Origin of the sequence: Stappia stellulata (genome assembly GCF_020176715.1) — a bacterium.
GTDB lineage: Bacteria > Pseudomonadota > Alphaproteobacteria > Rhizobiales > Stappiaceae > Stappia.
This window is the reverse complement of the sequence record NZ_JAIVMF010000005.1, coordinates 96841-114265: the sequence shown is the minus strand read 5'-3', so window position 1 is coordinate 114265 and position 17425 is coordinate 96841. Positions and strand designations below refer to the sequence as shown.

Annotated in this window: 20 protein-coding genes; 17 read left to right on the top strand and 3 right to left on the bottom strand. The window is 66.5% G+C overall.

The window, feature by feature from the left end; translation table 11 throughout:
* Nucleotides 1-27 precede the first annotated feature (27 nt).
* From LC092_RS08595 to LC092_RS08575, 5 genes are all read left to right on the top strand, one after another.
* Nucleotides 28-321 (top strand): hypothetical protein, encoded by a 294-nt coding sequence (locus tag LC092_RS08595; protein ID WP_224806099.1) that lies wholly within the window; start codon nt 28-30, stop codon nt 319-321.
* A gap of 124 nt (nt 322-445) precedes the next feature.
* A complete protein-coding gene (locus LC092_RS08590; protein WP_224806097.1) occupies nt 446-1372 on the top strand; it encodes a calcium/sodium antiporter in 927 nt (308 codons plus the stop codon).
* Nucleotides 1373-1418: 46 nt separating this feature from the next.
* Entirely contained in the window at nt 1419-3053 is a 1635-nt protein-coding gene (gene pgi, locus LC092_RS08585; protein WP_224806096.1) for a glucose-6-phosphate isomerase, read from the top strand.
* 165 nt (nt 3054-3218) lie between these two features.
* The gene (locus tag LC092_RS08580) at nt 3219-3488 is read left to right on the top strand and encodes a glycine zipper domain-containing protein (protein ID WP_224806094.1); all 270 of its coding nucleotides are present in this window, start codon (nt 3219-3221) and stop codon (nt 3486-3488) included.
* 95 nt (nt 3489-3583) lie between these two features.
* Nucleotides 3584-3853: a glycine zipper domain-containing protein gene (locus LC092_RS08575; RefSeq protein ID WP_224806092.1), complete on the top strand. Its 270-nt coding sequence runs from the start codon at nt 3584-3586 to the stop codon at nt 3851-3853.
* Between the two features lie 129 nt (nt 3854-3982).
* Here the strand turns inward: LC092_RS08575 and ald are convergent, their stop codons facing one another.
* Nucleotides 3983-5116 (bottom strand): alanine dehydrogenase, encoded by a 1134-nt coding sequence (gene ald / locus LC092_RS08570; protein ID WP_224806091.1) that lies wholly within the window; start codon nt 5114-5116, stop codon nt 3983-3985.
* Nucleotides 5117-5282: 166 nt separating this feature from the next.
* On the opposite strand from ald, the gene LC092_RS08565 reads away from it, so the two are divergent.
* The 3 genes from LC092_RS08565 (at nt 5283) to LC092_RS08555 (ending at nt 7439) form a co-directional block, all read left to right on the top strand.
* Nucleotides 5283-5792: an Lrp/AsnC family transcriptional regulator gene (locus LC092_RS08565; protein WP_224806090.1), complete on the top strand. Its 510-nt coding sequence runs from the start codon at nt 5283-5285 to the stop codon at nt 5790-5792.
* 119 nt (nt 5793-5911) lie between these two features.
* Nucleotides 5912-6397 carry a response regulator gene (locus LC092_RS08560; protein WP_224806089.1) on the top strand — a complete coding sequence of 162 codons (486 nt, stop codon included), beginning with the start codon at nt 5912-5914 and terminating at the stop codon, nt 6395-6397.
* A 142-nt stretch (nt 6398-6539) separates the two neighbouring features.
* Nucleotides 6540-7439 carry an SMP-30/gluconolactonase/LRE family protein gene (locus LC092_RS08555; RefSeq protein ID WP_224806087.1) on the top strand — a complete coding sequence of 300 codons (900 nt, stop codon included), beginning with the start codon at nt 6540-6542 and terminating at the stop codon, nt 7437-7439.
* A 22-nt stretch (nt 7440-7461) separates the two neighbouring features.
* Here the strand turns inward: LC092_RS08555 and LC092_RS08550 are convergent, their stop codons facing one another.
* Together LC092_RS08550 and LC092_RS08545 are read right to left on the bottom strand one after the other, a co-directional pair.
* Complete coding sequence (locus LC092_RS08550) at nt 7462-8250, bottom strand: rhodanese-related sulfurtransferase (RefSeq protein ID WP_318245911.1); 789 nt, start codon at nt 8248-8250, stop codon at nt 7462-7464.
* 81 nt (nt 8251-8331) lie between these two features.
* Entirely contained in the window at nt 8332-9045 is a 714-nt protein-coding gene (locus LC092_RS08545) for an SDR family NAD(P)-dependent oxidoreductase (RefSeq protein WP_224806085.1), read from the bottom strand.
* 244 nt (nt 9046-9289) lie between these two features.
* On the opposite strand from LC092_RS08545, the gene LC092_RS08540 reads away from it, so the two are divergent.
* From LC092_RS08540 to LC092_RS08500, 9 genes are all read left to right on the top strand, one after another.
* A complete protein-coding gene (locus LC092_RS08540; protein ID WP_224806084.1) occupies nt 9290-10201 on the top strand; it encodes a PhzF family phenazine biosynthesis protein in 912 nt (303 codons plus the stop codon).
* A 272-nt stretch (nt 10202-10473) separates the two neighbouring features.
* On the top strand, nt 10474-11121 hold the full coding sequence (locus tag LC092_RS08535) for a TetR/AcrR family transcriptional regulator (RefSeq protein ID WP_224806082.1): 648 nt from the start codon (nt 10474-10476) through the stop codon (nt 11119-11121).
* Nucleotides 11122-11187: 66 nt separating this feature from the next.
* Nucleotides 11188-12207 (top strand): ketol-acid reductoisomerase, encoded by a 1020-nt coding sequence (gene ilvC, locus LC092_RS08530; RefSeq protein WP_224806080.1) that lies wholly within the window; start codon nt 11188-11190, stop codon nt 12205-12207.
* 116 nt (nt 12208-12323) lie between these two features.
* Entirely contained in the window at nt 12324-12854 is a 531-nt protein-coding gene (locus LC092_RS08525) for a dihydrofolate reductase (RefSeq protein ID WP_224806079.1), read from the top strand.
* A gap of 188 nt (nt 12855-13042) precedes the next feature.
* Nucleotides 13043-14155 (top strand): S-(hydroxymethyl)glutathione dehydrogenase/class III alcohol dehydrogenase, encoded by a 1113-nt coding sequence (locus LC092_RS08520; protein ID WP_224806077.1) that lies wholly within the window; start codon nt 13043-13045, stop codon nt 14153-14155.
* 59 nt (nt 14156-14214) lie between these two features.
* The gene (locus tag LC092_RS08515) at nt 14215-14631 is read left to right on the top strand and encodes a helix-turn-helix domain-containing protein (protein ID WP_224806076.1); all 417 of its coding nucleotides are present in this window, start codon (nt 14215-14217) and stop codon (nt 14629-14631) included.
* Entirely contained in the window at nt 14628-15167 is a 540-nt protein-coding gene (locus LC092_RS08510) for a GNAT family N-acetyltransferase (protein WP_318245910.1), read from the top strand. Before LC092_RS08515 ends, LC092_RS08510 begins: the two co-directional genes overlap by 4 nt.
* A complete protein-coding gene (fghA, locus tag LC092_RS08505; RefSeq protein WP_224806074.1) occupies nt 15164-16006 on the top strand; it encodes an S-formylglutathione hydrolase in 843 nt (280 codons plus the stop codon). Before LC092_RS08510 ends, fghA begins: the two co-directional genes overlap by 4 nt.
* Nucleotides 16007-16042: 36 nt before the next feature.
* Nucleotides 16043-17296: a flavin monoamine oxidase family protein gene (locus LC092_RS08500; RefSeq protein WP_224806072.1), complete on the top strand. Its 1254-nt coding sequence runs from the start codon at nt 16043-16045 to the stop codon at nt 17294-17296.
* Nucleotides 17297-17425: the final 129 nt, after the last annotated feature.

The window sequence follows — 17425 nt, the reverse complement described above, 5'->3', positions numbered from 1 at the left end:
TGCCCGCGCTCATCAAGGGTCAAGGCCATGCCAGGCTCGCTTCAACTGCCGCAGTCTCCGGTTCCCGCACAGATCAAACAACCCGGGCTCGTCTTCTTTCTCATTCTCATCTCTACCGTGATCCTCTTCGCCGCCGAAATCGCGGTGATGGCGCTTGGCACCATTTGGGCGCTCAGCGGATTTCTGGCGCTCGGTCCCGTCGCGACCGCCGTCGTTGCCGTTCCGCTTGTTGCAGCCGCGCTCTATTGCATCGTGAAGCTTGCGGTGATGGCATACGAGGGCGAACGCGACCTCCTGTCAGACGATCCGACAGACGCCTGACCCGGGCTATATCCGCGACGTCACAATCTCGCACCCGCCCGCACGCGCACAACCGATGCGGCGCGGTGCGCTTTCTCTCGCGCCGCGTTCGACCCTGAAACCCGACGGTGAAAGATCAAAGTAAATGCTTGTGGATATTGGCTTTATCGTCGCAGGGCTTGTTCTTCTGTTCGTTGGCGGCGACGCGCTGGTGCGCGGCGCCGTCGCCCTGGCCGTGCGGCTGCGGATGCCGCCGCTTCTCATCGGACTGACCATCGTCGGTTTCGGCACGTCCATGCCGGAACTGCTGGTCTCCGTGCAGGCGGCCTTCGCTGGCGTCCCCGACATCGCGGTCGGCAATGTCGTCGGATCGAACACCGCCAACATCCTTTTGATCCTCGGCCTTGCCATGCTGATCGCGCCTATGCCGACGCGCATCGCCGGTCTCGGCCGCGATCTCTCGGTGATGCTGGCAAGCGCCTTCGCCCTGGCCGCGGTCGCCTGGGCGGGGATAATGTCCGCACCGATCGGCCTGGCCTTCTTCGCCGCGCTCGTTGCCTATCTGGCCTATAGCGCCGTCACGGGGCGAAGCAGCGCTCCCGATCTTGCGCCCGACGCAGTCGGGTCGCCGGTCTGGAAGACCCTTGCCATTGCCGGTGCCGGTCTCGCCGCGCTCATCTTCGGCGCCGACTTCCTCGTCGACGGCGCATCCCGGATCGCCCGGGTGATGGGCCTGTCGGATGCGGTGATCGGGCTGACCGTGGTGGCCGTCGGCACCAGCCTTCCCGAGCTTGCGACCTCGGTCGCCTCGGCGCTGCGCAGGCAGCCGGAAATCGCCATCGGCAATGTGGTCGGCTCCAACATCTTCAACATCCTGGGTATTCTCGGCATCACCGCGATGCTTTCTCCGATTCCGGTCGCCGCCGAGATCGCCGCATTCGATATTCCGGTCATGCTGGTCGTGTCGCTGGGGATTGCCGTGCTCTTGCTGTCCTTGCGCCGGCTGCCGCGTGTTGCCGGTCTGGCACTCCTCGTCGCTTATGGCTGGTACTGCGCCGTGTTGCTGGCCTAAGCTCGCGTGCCGGCAGGGCCTTTATTGCCTAGGGAGGAGAGAACCGATGACGCCGCCTGACATGCCGCAGCACCTCAAGCACCGGGCAGCGGAACTGCAGGCAAAGGGGCTACGTCGGCTCCTTGCCGACGACCCTGGCCGCTTCGATGCGCTCTCTGTCTCGCTCGACGACCTGCTCGTCGATTTTTCCAAGATGCACTGGGACCGCGACGCCATCGCCGCGCTTGCGGATCTCGCCCGCGCGCGCGGCGTCGAGAGCCGCCGCGACGCGATGTTTGCCGGCGGTGCGATCAACGAGACGGAAGGCCGGGCCGTGCTGCATGTCGCCCTGCGCAACCGCGGCGATGCGCCGGTCCTGATCGAGGGGCATGACGTCATGCCCGACGTGCGCGAGACGCTTGCCCGCGTCGAGGCCTTTTGCGACGGCATCCGCTCCGGCGTGATCGCCGGCCATTCCGGCAAGCCGTTCCAGGACGTGGTGAACATCGGCATCGGCGGATCGGATCTCGGTCCGGCGATAGTCACCCAGGCGCTCTCCCCCTATGCCGACGGCCCGCGCCTGCATTTCGTCTCCAATGTCGACGGCGCGCATATCGCCGACACGCTCGCCGGGCTCGATCCCGCGCGCACGCTGATCGTCGTCGCCTCAAAGACCTTCACCACCACCGAGACCATGACCAACGCCCGCACGGCGCGACGCTGGATCGTCGAAAGCCTGGGAGAACAGGCGGTGGCCTCGCATTTCACCGCCGTCTCCACCGCCCTCGACAAGGTCGCGGCCTTCGGCATCGGCGAAACCCGCGTCTTCGGCTTCTGGGACTGGGTCGGCGGGCGCTATTCGGTCTGGTCAGCCATCGGCCTGCCGGTGATGCTGGCGATCGGCGCGCAGAACTTCGGACAGTTTCTCGACGGCGCCCATGCCATGGACCGGCACTTCCAGACCGCGCCGCTTGAGGAGAACCTGCCGGTGCTGTTGGGCCTTGCCGGCATCTGGCACCGCAACCTGTGCGGCTTTGCGGCCCGGGCGGTTCTGCCCTACGACCAGCGGCTCGCCCGCCTGCCGGCCTATCTCCAGCAGCTCGACATGGAATCGAACGGCAAGCGCGTCACCTTGTCGGGCGAAGCGGTTGGCGAGGCGACCGGCCCGCTCGTCTGGGGAGAGCCTGGAACCAACGGCCAGCATGCCTTCTACCAGTTGCTGCACCAGGGCAGCGACGTGATTCCGTGCGAGTTCATCCTCGCCGCCCGCGGACACGAGCCGGAGCTTGCCGAGCATCACGCGCTGCTCATCGCCAATTGCCTGGCGCAGTCGGAAGCGCTGATGAAGGGCCAGACCCTCGCGGAGGCGAAGGCCGCCTTGCGCGCGCAGGGCGCGAGCGAGGCACAGGCTGCCCGGCTTGCCCCGCACAAGGTGTTTCCCGGCAACCGCCCGTCGATCACCATCCTGTACGACAAGCTGACCCCCTTTGCCCTCGGGCGTCTTATCGCGCTCTACGAACACCGCGTCTTCGTCGAGGGCGCGATCTGGGGAATCAACTCCTTCGATCAATGGGGCGTTGAACTGGGGAAAACGCTCGCCAGCGAGTTGCTGCCGATGGTCGAGGGCCGTACGCCGGTCGGCGGACGCGACCCCTCCACCGATGGCCTCCTGAGAAAGACGGCATTTCCGCGAAAATCTTAACAATGAATGAACTTGTATGATTTAGGTCACAGCGTCGCCACTTCGCCGGCCTAGACTGTACTCGGTTTTGATGGTGTGATGCGCAGACGGAAGCAAGATCGTCTACCAACCGTCGCAAGGCGCCTCGGCCATGAATTCGGTAGGCTTAGTATGAGGAGCGAACAAATGCTGAAACTTGTTCTGGTAAGCGCATCGGCGCTTCTGCTGGTCGCCTGTCAGTCCGACAGCCAGCGCGACCGGACACTTGTCGGCGGTGGCCTTGGTGCTGCGACCGGCGCGGCGGTTGGCGCGGCGGCAACCGGCGATGTCGGTGGTGCCCTCGTCGGCGGCGTGATCGGCGGTGTCGGCGGCGCCATGGTCGGTTCGGCGACCACGCCGAAGAATTGCATCGCGACCGATCGCTATGGCCGCCGCTACCGGGTTGCCTGTCCGTAACAGGCTTGACGCCATTGCGCCGGAGCCCTTTCGGGCGCAATGCTATGTTTGACTGAAGTGACCGCGTGGGCGGCATTCTCTTGGAGTGTGATTGGATGAAGAAAGTCGTTCTCGTTTCTGCTGCTGCCCTGCTGTTGGCGGCTTGTCAGTCGGACAGCCAACGGGACCGGACGCTGGTCGGCGGCGGCCTCGGTGCGGCAACCGGCGCGGCAATCGGCGCGGCAACCGGCGGTGGCGCCGGTGCGGCACTTGCCGGCGCGGCGATCGGTGCCGTCGGCGGCGGCGTCGTCGGCGCGGCCACCACGCCGAAGAACTGCGTTGCGACCGACCGCTACGGCCGTCGCTACCGCGTGGTCTGCCCGTAAGCTCAGCCTGTACGCGGTCCGTCTGCGACCCGCGACACGCGATAGGCACGACAAAAAAGCCCGGCCGGGATCTCCCGGCCGGGCTTTCGGTTTCTGGCGGAGCGACTTGGCGCCGCCTCCTGACCGCCGTCAAGCGGCAGCGGCAACTCCGGCCAGCGCCACCTGCGGGCTGACGTACTCATAGCCAAGCGCCTCGGCCACCGCCTTCACGGTCACCCGGCCGGCATGAACGTTGAGACCGTTCATCAGGTGCGGATTGTCGGTCAGCGCCTTGTGATAGCCGTTGTTGGCAAGCGCCAGCGTGAAGGGCAGCGTCGCATTGTTGAGCGCATGCGCGGAGGTCTTCGGCACCGCACCCGGCATATTGGCGACGCAGTAGTGCACCACCTCGTCGACGACATAGGTCGGCTCGGCATGGGTTGTTGCATGCGAGGTCTCGAAACAGCCGCCCTGGTCAATGGCGACATCCACCAGCACGGACCCCGGCTTCATCCGGCGGACGTGATCGGCGGTAACCAGCTTGGGTGCGGCGGCGCCGGCCACCAGCACTGCGCCAATGACCAAGTCTGCATCGAGCACATATTCCTCGACCGCCGCACGCGTCGAATAGACCGTGCGCAGGGCCGCACCGAAGCGCGAGGACAAGCCGCCCAGCACGTCGATGGAGCGATCGAGCACCGTCACATCCGCGCCAAGGCCCAGCGCCATCGTGATCGCATGCGCGCCGACGACACCGCCGCCGATGACGACGACCTTGGCCGGTGCAACGCCCGGAACGCCGCCAAGCAGCATGCCGGCGCCGCCATGGGCGCGCTCAAGCGCCGTTGCGCCCGCCTGCACCGACAGCCGTCCGGCCACCTGGGACATCGGCGCCAGAAGCGGCAACCCGCCACGCCCGTCCGTCACTGTCTCATAGGCAATGCAGGTCGCGCCCGACTTGACCAGATCCGCCGTCTGGGCCGCGTCCGGGGCGAGATGCAGATAGGTGAAAAGAATGTGGTCGGGCCGCAGCATCGCCCGCTCGCCGGCCTGCGGTTCCTTGACCTTGACGATCATCTGCGCGGCGTCGAACACCTCCGCGGCCGTTTGCAGGATCCGCGCGCCGGCAGACTGATAGACGTCGTCTCCCGCGCCGATGCCCGCGCCTGCCTGGGTCTCGATGACGACCTCATGTCCGTTCGCAACAAGCTCGCGCACGCTCTCGGGCGTCAGCCCGACACGGTACTCGTGATTCTTGATTTCCTTGGGCACACCGATGCGCATGTTTGTTTCTCCTCCCATACGTTACGTCGAAAACAACTCCCTGCCCTAAAGGATAGACCGTGTTTCATCGAATGTGCTTGCGAACTTGACAGGTTTCGCCGCTTCAGCGCAACTTTGAAGCATATTACGCTTGGTCATTGAAATTTTATGCGGTGGAGACCTGTGCATGCCCTTTGACCGGATCGACCGGCACATTCTCACGCTCCTGCAGGGCGACGGACGCATTTCCAACAGCGAGCTTGCCGATGCCGTCGGCCTCTCCCCCTCCGCCTGCCTTCGCCGCGTGCGCGCACTGGAGGACGCCGGCGTGATCGATCGCTACGTCGCGCTACTCAACCAGGACCGGATCGGCCGGCGGATGGATATTTTTGTGGAGATCTCGCTGAACTCGCAATCGAACGAGGTCCTCACCGCCTTCGAACAGGCCGTGGCGCAATCCCCGGAAATCATGGAATGCTACCTGATGGCCGGCGACGCGGATTACATGCTGCGGATCGCGGCCGCCGACCCCGCCCATTTCGAGCATATCCACCGCGACCATCTCGCCCGGCTTCCCGGCGTGTCGCGCATGCGCTCCTCCTTCGCGATCCGCACCATCACGCGGAGCACGGCCTTTCCGCTGCCGGCGCCGTCGCGCGAGCAGCAGCGCGACGGCGCCCCCGGACCGCGGGCGTGAGGCATCCTGCGAAAAGTCACGGTGGCCGCAACCATTTCAAGCTGGTGGGAAATCAGGAGTATTGCTGATAGGATAGGTAAAACAGACAGCGTGCACCGTGAAGATTCGACAGAATGCCCATGCTCGAGACAAAAGAGGCAGCCCGCGCGGCATCCATGACCGTTCTTCTCGTCGATGACGACGAGGACGACATCTGGCTTGTCGAACGCCAGTTTCGCAAATCCGTGCCTGGCGGACAGCGGCTGAACGTCGTTGCAAAACTCGGCGCCACGGCCGCGCTTGAATGGATCGGCGAGGCCCAGGCCGCCGGCGGCCCGCTTCCCGACCTCATTGTCCTCGATATCAACATGCCCGGCCTGTCCGGTCTGGAGCTTCTCGCCGTTCTGCGGGCACGCCCGGTGCTTCTTGCAACACCGATCCTGATGCTGACGACCAGCAACGACGAGGACCTGGCCGAGCAGGCCCGCCGCGCAGGCGCGAACGCAGTGCTGACCAAACCGGACACGATGGATAAGCTGGAAGACCTGATCCGCGATGTTCGCGACACATGGCTGTGCCTGCCGGTGTCCGGCACCGCCCGCGCCCAACGGCAAGCCACCGGCTGAGGCCTTTGCCGGCTCCGCCTCCGAACGCCGGTCCCGAGCCCAGATCCCGATTGCCGATCCCGACCTTGATCCCGCCGGCGTTTCGTCCGACACATGAGACCTGCCGCCCGATCGGTTCCTCCCGACTGCGAAGGTTCTCTCCATGACCGAGCCCCGACAGACATCCGCGTGCATCCGCCGGTTGAGCGACACGATCAGCGACCTGGCGGAAGGGCCGACCTGGGATCATCGCAGCCGCACACTCCACTGGTGCGACATTCTGGGCAAACGGCTAATCGCCCGCGACTGGGCAAGCGGCACAGAGACCATCCGCAGCATGCCGGACGTGATCGGCTCCTTCGGACTGACCACCGACCCCGACGTGCTGATCGTCGCCCTGCGCGACCGGGTCGGCCTCTATCGCCTTCGCAACGAGACCTTCGAGCCGCTCGTCGCCATCGAGGAGACGGACGAGCGCACCCGGCTGAACGACGGCAAGGTCGGTCCCGATGGCGCCTTCTGGGTCGGGACCATGGACGACCGGCCCGACCGCAAGCCGATCGGCGCGCTCTACCGGGTCGACGCCTCGGGCGGTTGCACGCGGATGGTGGAGGGGGTCACGGTCTCCAACGGACTGGCCTGGTCGCCCGACGGGCGCACGCTCTATCACGCCGACAGCCGGCCCGGCCGGATCGAGGCCTGGGATTTCGATCCCGCGACCGGCGCCATCGCCAACCGCCGCCTCTTCGCGCAAATGACCAACGACAGCGGCCGGCCGGACGGCGGCACGGTGGATGCGCAAGGGGACTATTGGTCCGCCGGCGTTTCCGCCGGCGTCGTCAACCGGTTTTCGCCCGAGGGGACCCTTTTCGAGACGCTGAAGATGCCGGTGCCGCGACCGACCATGCCGTGTTTCTGCGGCCCCGGTCTCGACACGCTCGTCATCACCAGCCTGCGCCCGCCCGGAGACGCGGACATGCTGTCGGCCTATCCGGACTCCGGCGGAGTGTTCGCGCTGACGCCCGGCGTGCGCGGCCTTCCGGGCCATCTCCTGCGCCTGTAGGAGACTGACGGGCAGCGGATCGTCAGCCGTCCGCGCCCTCGACCACGGCGCGCGGCAGCACCGCATGCGCTTCTTCCGGCGCCCCCTCGCCCCAGGTCGGCGCCAGGTCGTGATCGACCGCGATGCGCTCGTCGAACACGAAACAGTCGCCGCGCCACAGGCTCTCTTCGCGCGGGACGCGTTCGAGATAGTTCAGGATACCGCCGTCGAGGTGGTAGACCTCGCCAAAGCCTTCCTCAAGCAGCAGCGACGTCGCCTTTTCGCAGCGGATCCCGCCGGTGCAGAACATGGCGACCTTGGGTTTGTTGGCCATCGCCGGGGCGGTTCTCACCCACTCCGGGAAGGAGCGGAAACTGCGCGTTTCGGGCGACATGGCGCCCTCGAAGGTGCCAAAGGCGATCTCGTAGTCGTTGCGCGTGTCGACCAGCACGACATCCGGGTCCCGAAGCAGGTCGTTCCAGTCTTCCGGCGCCACATAGGTCCCGACCTTTTCGACCGGGTCGATCCCCTCCACGCCGAGCGAGACGATCTCGCGCTTCAACCGCACCTTCAGCCGCTTGAACGGCATGCGCCCGGCGCGGGAACTCTTGTCCTTGAGCCCGCCCAGGCGCGGATCGGCGCGCATATGCGCGAGCACCGCGTCGACGCCCTCGTCCGTGCCGGCAATCGTGCCGTTGACGCCTTCCGCCGCAAGCAGGATCGACCCGCGTACGCCCTTCCTGCAGGCCAGCGCCGCAAGCGGGGTCTTCAGCGCCGCAAAGTCGTCGAGGGCTGCGAAATGATAGAAGGCGGAAATGCGGAAATCGGACATGCGGCTCTCGGGTGCGGCGGGCGATCCGCGCCTTTTACACCCGTCGACGCGCACCGCGCAACGACCGCCGGCTTTTGCCCTTCACCAGGGCAGCCGCTCGCCCGTGTAGCTGAAAAAGCCTCCGGTCTGCGATGCATCTACCGTATCGATCACCGAGCAGAGCCGCCCGGCGGCGGCGTCGGGGGTCTGGACCTCCAGACCCGCCTTGGCGAAGGGTTTCGACAGGCCGGTGTCGACCGTACCGGGATGAAGCGCCAGAACGACAAGCTCCGGCGCCCGGCGCCCGAGCTCGATCGAGGCGGTCCTGACGATCTGGTTCAGCCCCGCCTTGGCCGCCCGGTAGCTGATCCAGCCGCCGAGCCCATTGTCGCCAATGCTGCCGACCTTGGCCGAAAGGGTCGCGAACACCGATTTGCCGTCGCGCGCCATCGCCGGGCCAAAGTGTTTCAGGAGAAGCGCCGGACCGATGGCGTTGATCGCATAGGAGCGCGCCATCTGCGCGGGGTCAATCTGGCGAAGCGCCTTTTCCGGCGACATCTCGGCATCGGAGAGGATACCGGTCGCATCGACGACGAGGCGCAACGGTCCCCTTTGCCGCACGGCAGCCGCGGCGGCCTCGATACTCGCCTCGTCCAGAAGATCAAGGGGCGGATCGCTCCGTCTGGACAGGCCGATCACGGCGCCGAAGCGGCCGGAGGCGTCCAGGGCATCCATGAACGCGGAGCCGATTCCGCCGGTCGAGCCGATGACAACGGCAATGCCGCCGGGAGGAAAACTGTTCAATGAGAGGGTCATGGCCTGTCCTACGGCCGATCGCGCCGACCGGTTCACGGGTCTCGAGCCGGCCCATTAGCCAAAACCGCACAAGGGGCGACCGGCCCGGCGTGTTTTGTTAACCTTTGGTTGACGATGACCGGGCGCGAAGTCGCGTCCGGCGCTGGCAACGCCGGCCACGGCATGCGACAGTCTGTCCGCCCGCACGCTCGGGCATGGCGACAATCGCGACAACGGCGACAAGAGAAACAGGGGAATGCGCACGATGGCACGACGGTTCTACGTCCTCGACGTCTTCACGAATCAGGCCCTTGCGGGAAATCCGCTGGCGGTCGTTCTGGACGCGGAAGGCCTGTCGGACGCCCGGATGCAGGGAATCGCACGCGAGTTCAACCTGTCGGAGACCGTGTTCGTGCTGCCGCCGGAAAACCCGGCGCACTCGGCCAAGCTGCGAATTTTCACCCCGACGAAAGAGCTGCCCTTCGCAGGCCATCCGACGGTGGGAACCGCGATCCTGTTGGCCCGCCAGCGCTTCGGCGACACCGACGACGACCAGAACGCCATGGTCGTGCTGGAAGAGGCCGTCGGCAACGTGCGCTGCGGCGTGGTGCTGAAAAACGGCGCCGCCGGCTTTGCCGAATTCGACGTACCGAAACTCGCCCGCCCCGCCGATCCGCTCGGCGACAAGGACATCATCGCGGCAAGCCTGTCGCTGGAACCCAACGAGATCGGTTTCGAGAACCACCGCCCCTCCGCCTTCGAGGCCGGCGTCGCCTTCGCTTTCGTGCCCGTGGCCAACCTCAAGGCCCTGTCCCGCGCGCGCCCCGTCCAGGCCTATTGGCAGGACGCCTACGGCGGCGACGGCGGCGCGGCGGTCTATGTCTACTGCCGGCAGACCACGACGCATGACGGCACCTTTTCGGCCCGCATGTTCAGCCCCGGCATGGGGATCTACGAAGACCCCGCAACCGGCTCCGCGGCAGCCGCCTTCGCCGGCGTCGTGCGCCATTTCGACAAGCCGACCGACGGCACCCACTATGTGCGCATCGAACAGGGCTACGACATGGGCCGCCCCTCGATGATCGACCTGGAACTCGACATCGAAGCCGGCGCCCTCCACGCCGCGCGCATTGGCGGCCAGGCGGTCATCATCTCCAAGGGTGAGTTGCTCATCTAGCGCCCGTCAGGCGTACCGGCCCCCACTCTCCGCATGTCACACCGGCTGAGCTTTGGCGAAAGCCGGGGTGACCGCTTCCCTCCAATGCGAACACCGAAGCGCGCCCATTTTCCCGCTTGACGGCGGATGGCATCGCGGGCATTGTCACTGCCGAACCGTACCGTACGGTACTATTTGTTTCTCAACCCGCATGAGACCGTGGTGACGCGCCCGGACAGTCGCCGGCCAGACGACCGCTACCCTCCAACCGCACGCTCGAAGTCAGCACCCCCATGACCGCCACCGGCCCCGAATTCACGCCCCGCCAGAACGAGGTCCTCGCCTCGGCGCTACGGCTTGTGGTCGAGGGCGGCGAGAAGGCGCTGACGACGGCGGCGGTGGCGCGGGCGGCCAATTGCTCCAAGGAGAGCCTCTATCGCTGGTTCGGCGACCGCGACGGACTGCTGGCGGCCATCGTCGCCCATCAGGCGTCCAAGGTGCGCGTGCCACATGAAAACGACTACCAATTGAGCGCATCCGCCTTTCGCGAGCGGCTCGTCACCTTCGCGGAGGATCTGCTCACGGTGCTGGCCGGCGACACCTCGCTCGCGTTGAACCGGCTCGCCATCGGCCAGGCGAGCCGCGAGGGCTCACCGCTCGGCCGCCTGCTTTTGGAGCGCGGACGCCTCAGGATCGCGACCCGAGCCCGCGTGCTGCTGGAGGCAGGCGCTGCACAAGGGCATATCGCCGCCGTCGATGCGACGGAGGCCTATCGCACGCTCTACGGGCTGATCGTGCGCGATGCCCACGGCCGCTGGCTGCTCGGCCAGGAGCCCGAGGGCACCGAGGCCGATTTCGCGGCGCGGGCAAACCTGTCGGTCGACCAGTTTCTCACCCTCTTCCCGCCGGACGCCCAGGACACGGGCCACCCGGCGGGCTGACGTCAAAACCCCGGACGCCGGCCAACCGGCGCCCAAGCATGAAACGCCAAACGGGAGTATCCAACAATGCGCGTTTACTACGATCGTGATGCCGATCTCAATCTGATCAAATCCAGGAAGGTCGCCGTCATCGGCTACGGTTCGCAGGGCCGCGCCCATGCGCTGAACCTGAAGGACAGCGGCGTCACCGACATCGTCGTCGCACTGCGCCCCCGTTCGACGACCGCGCACAAGGTCGAGGCCGACGGCCTCAAGGTCATGAGCGTGGCAGACGCCGCCGCCTGGGCCGACCTGATGATGATGGCCACCCCGGACGAGCTGCAGGCCGATATCTACAAGGACCACATCGCCGACAACATCCGTGACGGCGCGGCCATCGCCTTCGCCCACGGCCTGAACGTCCACTTCGGCCTGATCGAGGCGAAGTCCACGGTCGACGTTCTGATGATCGCGCCGAAGGGCCCGGGCCACACCGTGCGCGGCGAATATGAGAAGGGCGGCGGCGTGCCGTGCCTGGTCGCCGTCCATCAGGACGCTTCCGGCAACGCGCTCGACCTCGGCCTCGCCTATGCGTCGGGCGTCGGTGGCGGCCGCTCCGGCATCATCGAGACGACCTTCAAGGAAGAGTGCGAAACCGACCTCTTCGGCGAGCAGGCCGTTCTGTGCGGCGGTCTCGTGGAGCTGATCCGCGCCGGCTTCGAGACCCTGGTCGAGGCCGGCTACGCACCGGAAATGGCCTATTTCGAGTGCCTGCATGAAGTGAAGCTGATCGTCGACCTGATCTACGAGGGCGGCATCGCCAACATGAACTACTCCATCTCCAACACCGCGGAGTGGGGCGAGTACATGTCCGGTCCGCGCGTCGTGACGCCGGAAACCAAGGCGGAGATGAAGCGCATCCTCACCGACATCCAGACCGGCAAGTTCACCTCCGAGTGGATGCAGGAATGCAAGGGCGGCCAGGCCCGCTTCAAGGCGACCCGTCGCCTGAACGACGCCCACCAGATCGAGGAAGTTGGCGAGAAGCTGCGCGGCATGATGCCGTGGATCAAGTCCAACGCCCTGGTCGACAAGGAGCGCAACTAAGCGCTAGATCGCCTGAGCGACCTGAAGCAAATGAAACGGCCCGCCTTCGCGCGGGCCGTTTTTGTGCTATCTCCCGGTCCGCAAACAAAAGCCGCCCGAAGAACGAAGGCCCGCCCGTGTCCGCAAGCTCCGCCTCGCCCTCCGCCCCCGCTCTCGTGCTCGTCGCAGCCGTTGCGGAAAACGGTGTCATCGGCGCGAAGGGCGACATGCCCTGGCGGCTCTCGTCCGACCTGAAGCGCTTCAAGCGACTGACGCTCGGCCATCCGATGGTCATGGGCCGCAAGACGTTTGAATCGATCGGTCGTCCGCTTCCCGGACGCACCACCATCGTGGTCACCCGCGATGCCAACTGGACCCGCGACGGCGTGCTCACCGCGCCCTCGCTCGAGGCCGCGATCGAACGCGCAGCCAAGATCGCCGCGGCCGACGGCGTCGAGGCGGTGATGGTGGTTGGCGGTGGCGAGATCTATGCAGCCGCTCTGCCCCGCGCCGACCGGCTGGAGATCACACGGGTGCACGCAACCCCCGACGGCGATGCACACTTTCCGCGGATCGACGAAGACGTCTGGCGGGAAGTCGCGCGCGAAACCCCGGAGCGCGGAGCGAACGACAGCACGGATGTGACCTTCCTGAGCTATCGGCGCTAGCGCTGAGAACCAGCCGTTTTCCACAGTTTGCGAAACAGGGCTTGGATCGACGAACGCGCCCTTTGTCGCGTCTGCGCCTATCTGCGTCGGCCTGCGCCCTTTCGCTCGTCGCAAAGCCTGCCTAGGATCGGGCCCAGAACAGGCGGCCTGTTTCGCCGCCGCACGACCCGCTCCTGGAGGACGACACTATGGACGTACGCGCGGCCGTGGCCTGGCAGGCCGGAAAGCCCCTGACGATCGAGACCGTGACCCTGGAAGGCCCGAAGGCCTTTGAGGTGCTGGTCGAGATCAAGGCCACCGGCATTTGCCACACCGACGAATTCACCCGCTCCGGCGCCGATCCGGAAGGCCTGTTCCCGGCGATCCTCGGCCACGAGGGCGCGGGAATCGTGCGCGAGGTCGGCAAGGGCGTGACCAGCCTGAAGCCCGGCGACCACGTGATCCCGCTCTACACGCCCGAATGCCGCGAGTGCGAATACTGCCTCAACCCCAAGACCAACCTGTGCCAGAAGATCCGCTCGACGCAGGGCGCCGGCGTGATGCCGGACGGGTCCAGCCGCTTCACGCTGAACGGCGAGAAGATCTTCCACTACATGGGCACCTCGACCTTCGCCAATTTCACCGTCCTGCCGGAAATCGCGCTCGCCAAGGTGCGCCAGGACGCCCCCTTCGAGAAGATCTGCTACATCGGCTGCGGCGTGACGACCGGCATCGGCGCGGTGATCAACACCGCCAAGGTCGAACCCGGCTCCAACGTCATCGTCTTCGGTCTCGGCGGCATCGGCCTGAACGTGATCCAGGGCGCGCGTCTCGTCGGCGCCAACATGATCGTCGGCGTCGACATCAATGACGGCAAGAAGGAAATGGCCGAGCGCTTCGGCATGACCCATTTCGTCAATCCGAACGAGGTCGAGGGCGATCTCGTGCCCTATCTCGTCGACCTGACCAAGGGCGGCGCCGACTACACCTTCGACGCGACCGGCAATGTCAACGTGATGCGCACGGCGCTGGAAGCGGCCCACAAGGGCTGGGGCGAATCGATCATCATCGGCGTGGCGCCGGCGGGCGCGGAGATCTCCACCCGCCCCTTCCAGCTCGTCACCGGCCGCTCCTGGCGCGGCACGGCCTTCGGCGGTGCACGCGGACGCACCGACGTGCCGAAGATCGTCGACTGGTACATGGACGGCAAGATCGAGATCGATCCGATGATCACCCACACCATGCCGCTGGAGGAAATCAACCACGGCTTCGACCTGATGCATGAAGGCAAGTCGATCCGCTCGGTCGTCCTCTACGACTGACCCTGTCCCTCACGCGGCCCCCAAAGCCGGCATGCGTGCAACCTGAGGAGCTCCCCGCAATGAGCGAGGCGGAAACGATGTGGTCGGAGACACGCGACCTGGATTCCATCGGCGGACGCATCCGCCGCGCACGGGAAGCCGCCAACCTGAGCGGCGCGCAGCTTGCGCGCCGTCTCGGCATAAAGACCGCGACGGTCAATGCCTGGGAAAGCGGCCGCTCCGAGCCGCGCGCCAACCGGCTGACCATGCTTGCGGGTTTTCTCGCCGTCAGCCCGACCTGGCTTTTGTATGGCGTGGGCGAGGCGCCGACGGATGAACGCATGACGACGGAGCTCTCGATGATCTCGGCGAGCCTCAAGAACCTGCGCGACACCCATGAGCGCACCGGCGAGGCGCTCGACCGGCTGGAAGAGCAGATCGAGCGTCTGGCGCGCGCAGCCCGGTCGCAGGCCGAAGAGGCGGCCGGGTCTTCGTGATCCGGATCCCGCCGCCTGCCATCTCCGACCGGCCCCGGCTGGACGCGATCTGGTCCAGCCTGGACAATCTGTCCCCGGCACGGATCCACGCGCTGTTCCGCTTGCGCGTCGCCATCTTCGTTGTCGAGCAGGCCTGTGCCTACGCGGAGATCGACGGGCGCGACCCCGATGCCGAACATCTCCTGCTGGAGACGGCGGACGGCGGGCTTGCCGCCTGCCTGCGCCTGTTGCCGCCGGACGGCGACGGGGCACCGCGCCTCGGCCGCATCGCCACCGCACGGGACTGGCGCGGCTGCGGCCTCGGCGGGTATCTCTTGACGGCAGGCATCGCCCGCGCGCTCGAGCGTTGGCCCGACCGGCCGGTGGAGCTCTCCGCCCAGGCCCAACTGCAAGGCTTCTACGCCGCTCATGGCTTCCGTCCCGTCTCGGAGATTTACGACGAGGACGGGATCCCGCATATCGACATGCGCCGCCCGGCCGGGATCGAGCCGGCCGCCGCGCGCCACGACACCCCTTCGGAGACCGCCCATCCATGACCCTTGATCTTGTTTCCAGCGCCCGCGCCTTCGGCGGAGAGCAGCGCGTCTACCGGCACGCCTCCACCGCCACCGGCATCGCCATGGAATTCGCCGCTTTTCTGCCGGCAGAGGCCCTGCGCGGCGAAATCTGCCCGACGCTGGTCTATCTCTCCGGCCTGACCTGCACCTGGGAAAACGCCACCTCGAAGGCCGGCTACCAGCGGCTCGCGGCGGAAAACGCGATGATCGTGATCGCCCCCGACACCAGCCCGCGCGGCGAAGGCGTTGCCAATGACGAGGCCTATGACCTTGGCCAGGGCGCTGGCTTCTACGTCGATGCGACGCAAGCCCCCTGGGCCCCGCATTTCCGCATGGAAAGCTATGTCGCCGACGAACTGATGGGCCTGGTGAGCGCCGAGCTGCCGGTGTGGGACAGCGCCATCGGCATCACCGGCCATTCCATGGGCGGTCACGGGGCGCTGACGCTTGCCATGAAATACCCCGACCTGTTCCGCTCCGTCTCCGCCTTCGCGCCCATCGTCAATCCGACCGCCTGCCCTTGGGGCGAGAAGACGCTCGGCGCCTATCTCGGCGGCGACCGCAAGACCTGGGAAGCGCATGACGCCTGCCATCTCGTTCGAACCAAAGGCTGGGCGCGCGATATCCTGATCGACCAGGGATCTGCCGACGGCTTTCTGGACGAGCAGCTCAAGCCCTGGGCCTTCGACGCGGCGTGCCGCGAGGCTGGCGTCGAGCTGACCCTGCGCCTGCAGGGCGGCTATGATCATTCCTATTACTTCGTCTCGACCTTTCTGCCGGACCACATGGCCTGGCACGCCGAACGGCTGACCGGCTGACCGGCTTATTTTCAAGACCCGATTTCCGGAGACCCAATGTCCGACTACAACGTGATCGTCATCGGCGCAGGTGCTGCAGGCCTTGCCGCCGGAGAAGCCCTCGCACGCGCCGGCGTGTCTTTCGCCGTCCTGGAGGCCAAGGCCCGCGTCGGTGGCCGCGCCTGGACGGACGAGCGCATCTTTCCCGGCATCCCCTTCGACCGGGGCTGTCACTGGATTCACAGCGCCTCGCACAATCCGTTCCGCGAAATCGCCGACCGGCTGGACGTCGACTATCGACGCATGGGAACGCGCCGCTCCAGCGGTCTGTATCTCGCTGGCGAAAAGGCGGATGCGGCAACGACGAGGGCCGCCTGGGACGCAGTCGAGGCGGCATTCGCGGCCGCTGACGCGGCCGGCGAGGCGGGCCGGGACGTCGATGCGCAAAGCGTATGCGACACCGCCGGCCCGTGGTGGCCGCTCGCCCGGCACTGGATGTCGCTGCTCTCCGCCATGCCCCCGGAGCAGATCTCCACGCTCGACCTTGCCGCCTATCAGGACACCAAGGAAAACTGGCCGGTCGTCTCCGGCTATGGCGCGCTCATTGCCCGCGCTTCGGCGCATGTGCCGGTGCATCTGGATGTGGAGGTCAGCGCGATCGACCGGTCGTCGACGCCGATCCGCGTCGCAACCAGCCGCGGCACCTTGCGCGCCCGCTCCGTCATCCTCACCGTTTCGACCAATATCCTCGCCTCAGGCAGGATCCGCTTTACGCCCGCGCTTCCCGACGCCGTGCAGGAGGCGGCCTTACACTGTCCGACCGGCGTCGCCGAAAAAGTCGCGTTCCTGCTCGACGCACCGGTCGAGGGCTTCGAGGACACGGCCTATATCGACACGATGACGTCCGGCGACCCGGCGCGGGCGCCGATCAATTTCGTCGTCAACCACTTCTCCCAGCCGGTGATCGTCGGCCAGTTGTGCGGCGAAACCGCGCGGGAGCTGGAAGCGGCGGGAGAGCCGGCGATGGTCGATTTCGGCCTTGCCGCCCTCAAGGACGTTTTCGGCAGCGGCATCGCCGCGCGCATCCGCCGCGCCACCGCGACCCGCTGGAGCTCGGATCCGCATATCCTGGGCGCCTACTCCTGCGCCCTGCCGGGCCATGCCGACGCCCGCGCCGCCCTTCGCGCACCTATTGAGGGAGGCCTGTTTCTGGCCGGTGAAGCGGTTTCGGCAACGGCTTTTTCCACCGCCCATGGCGCACGGCAAAGCGGACTGGAGGCCGCCCGAGCCGCCCTGTCGGCAGCCGGATAAACCATCGTGGGCGAAATCGACGCGAAAACCGCGAAACCGGGCAGCTGTCGCCCCGGTATGCATTGACAAGCAAGGTCGCGGTATCCAAGTCGGTACCAGGGGAGTGACGGCCGATACGCTTCATTGAAA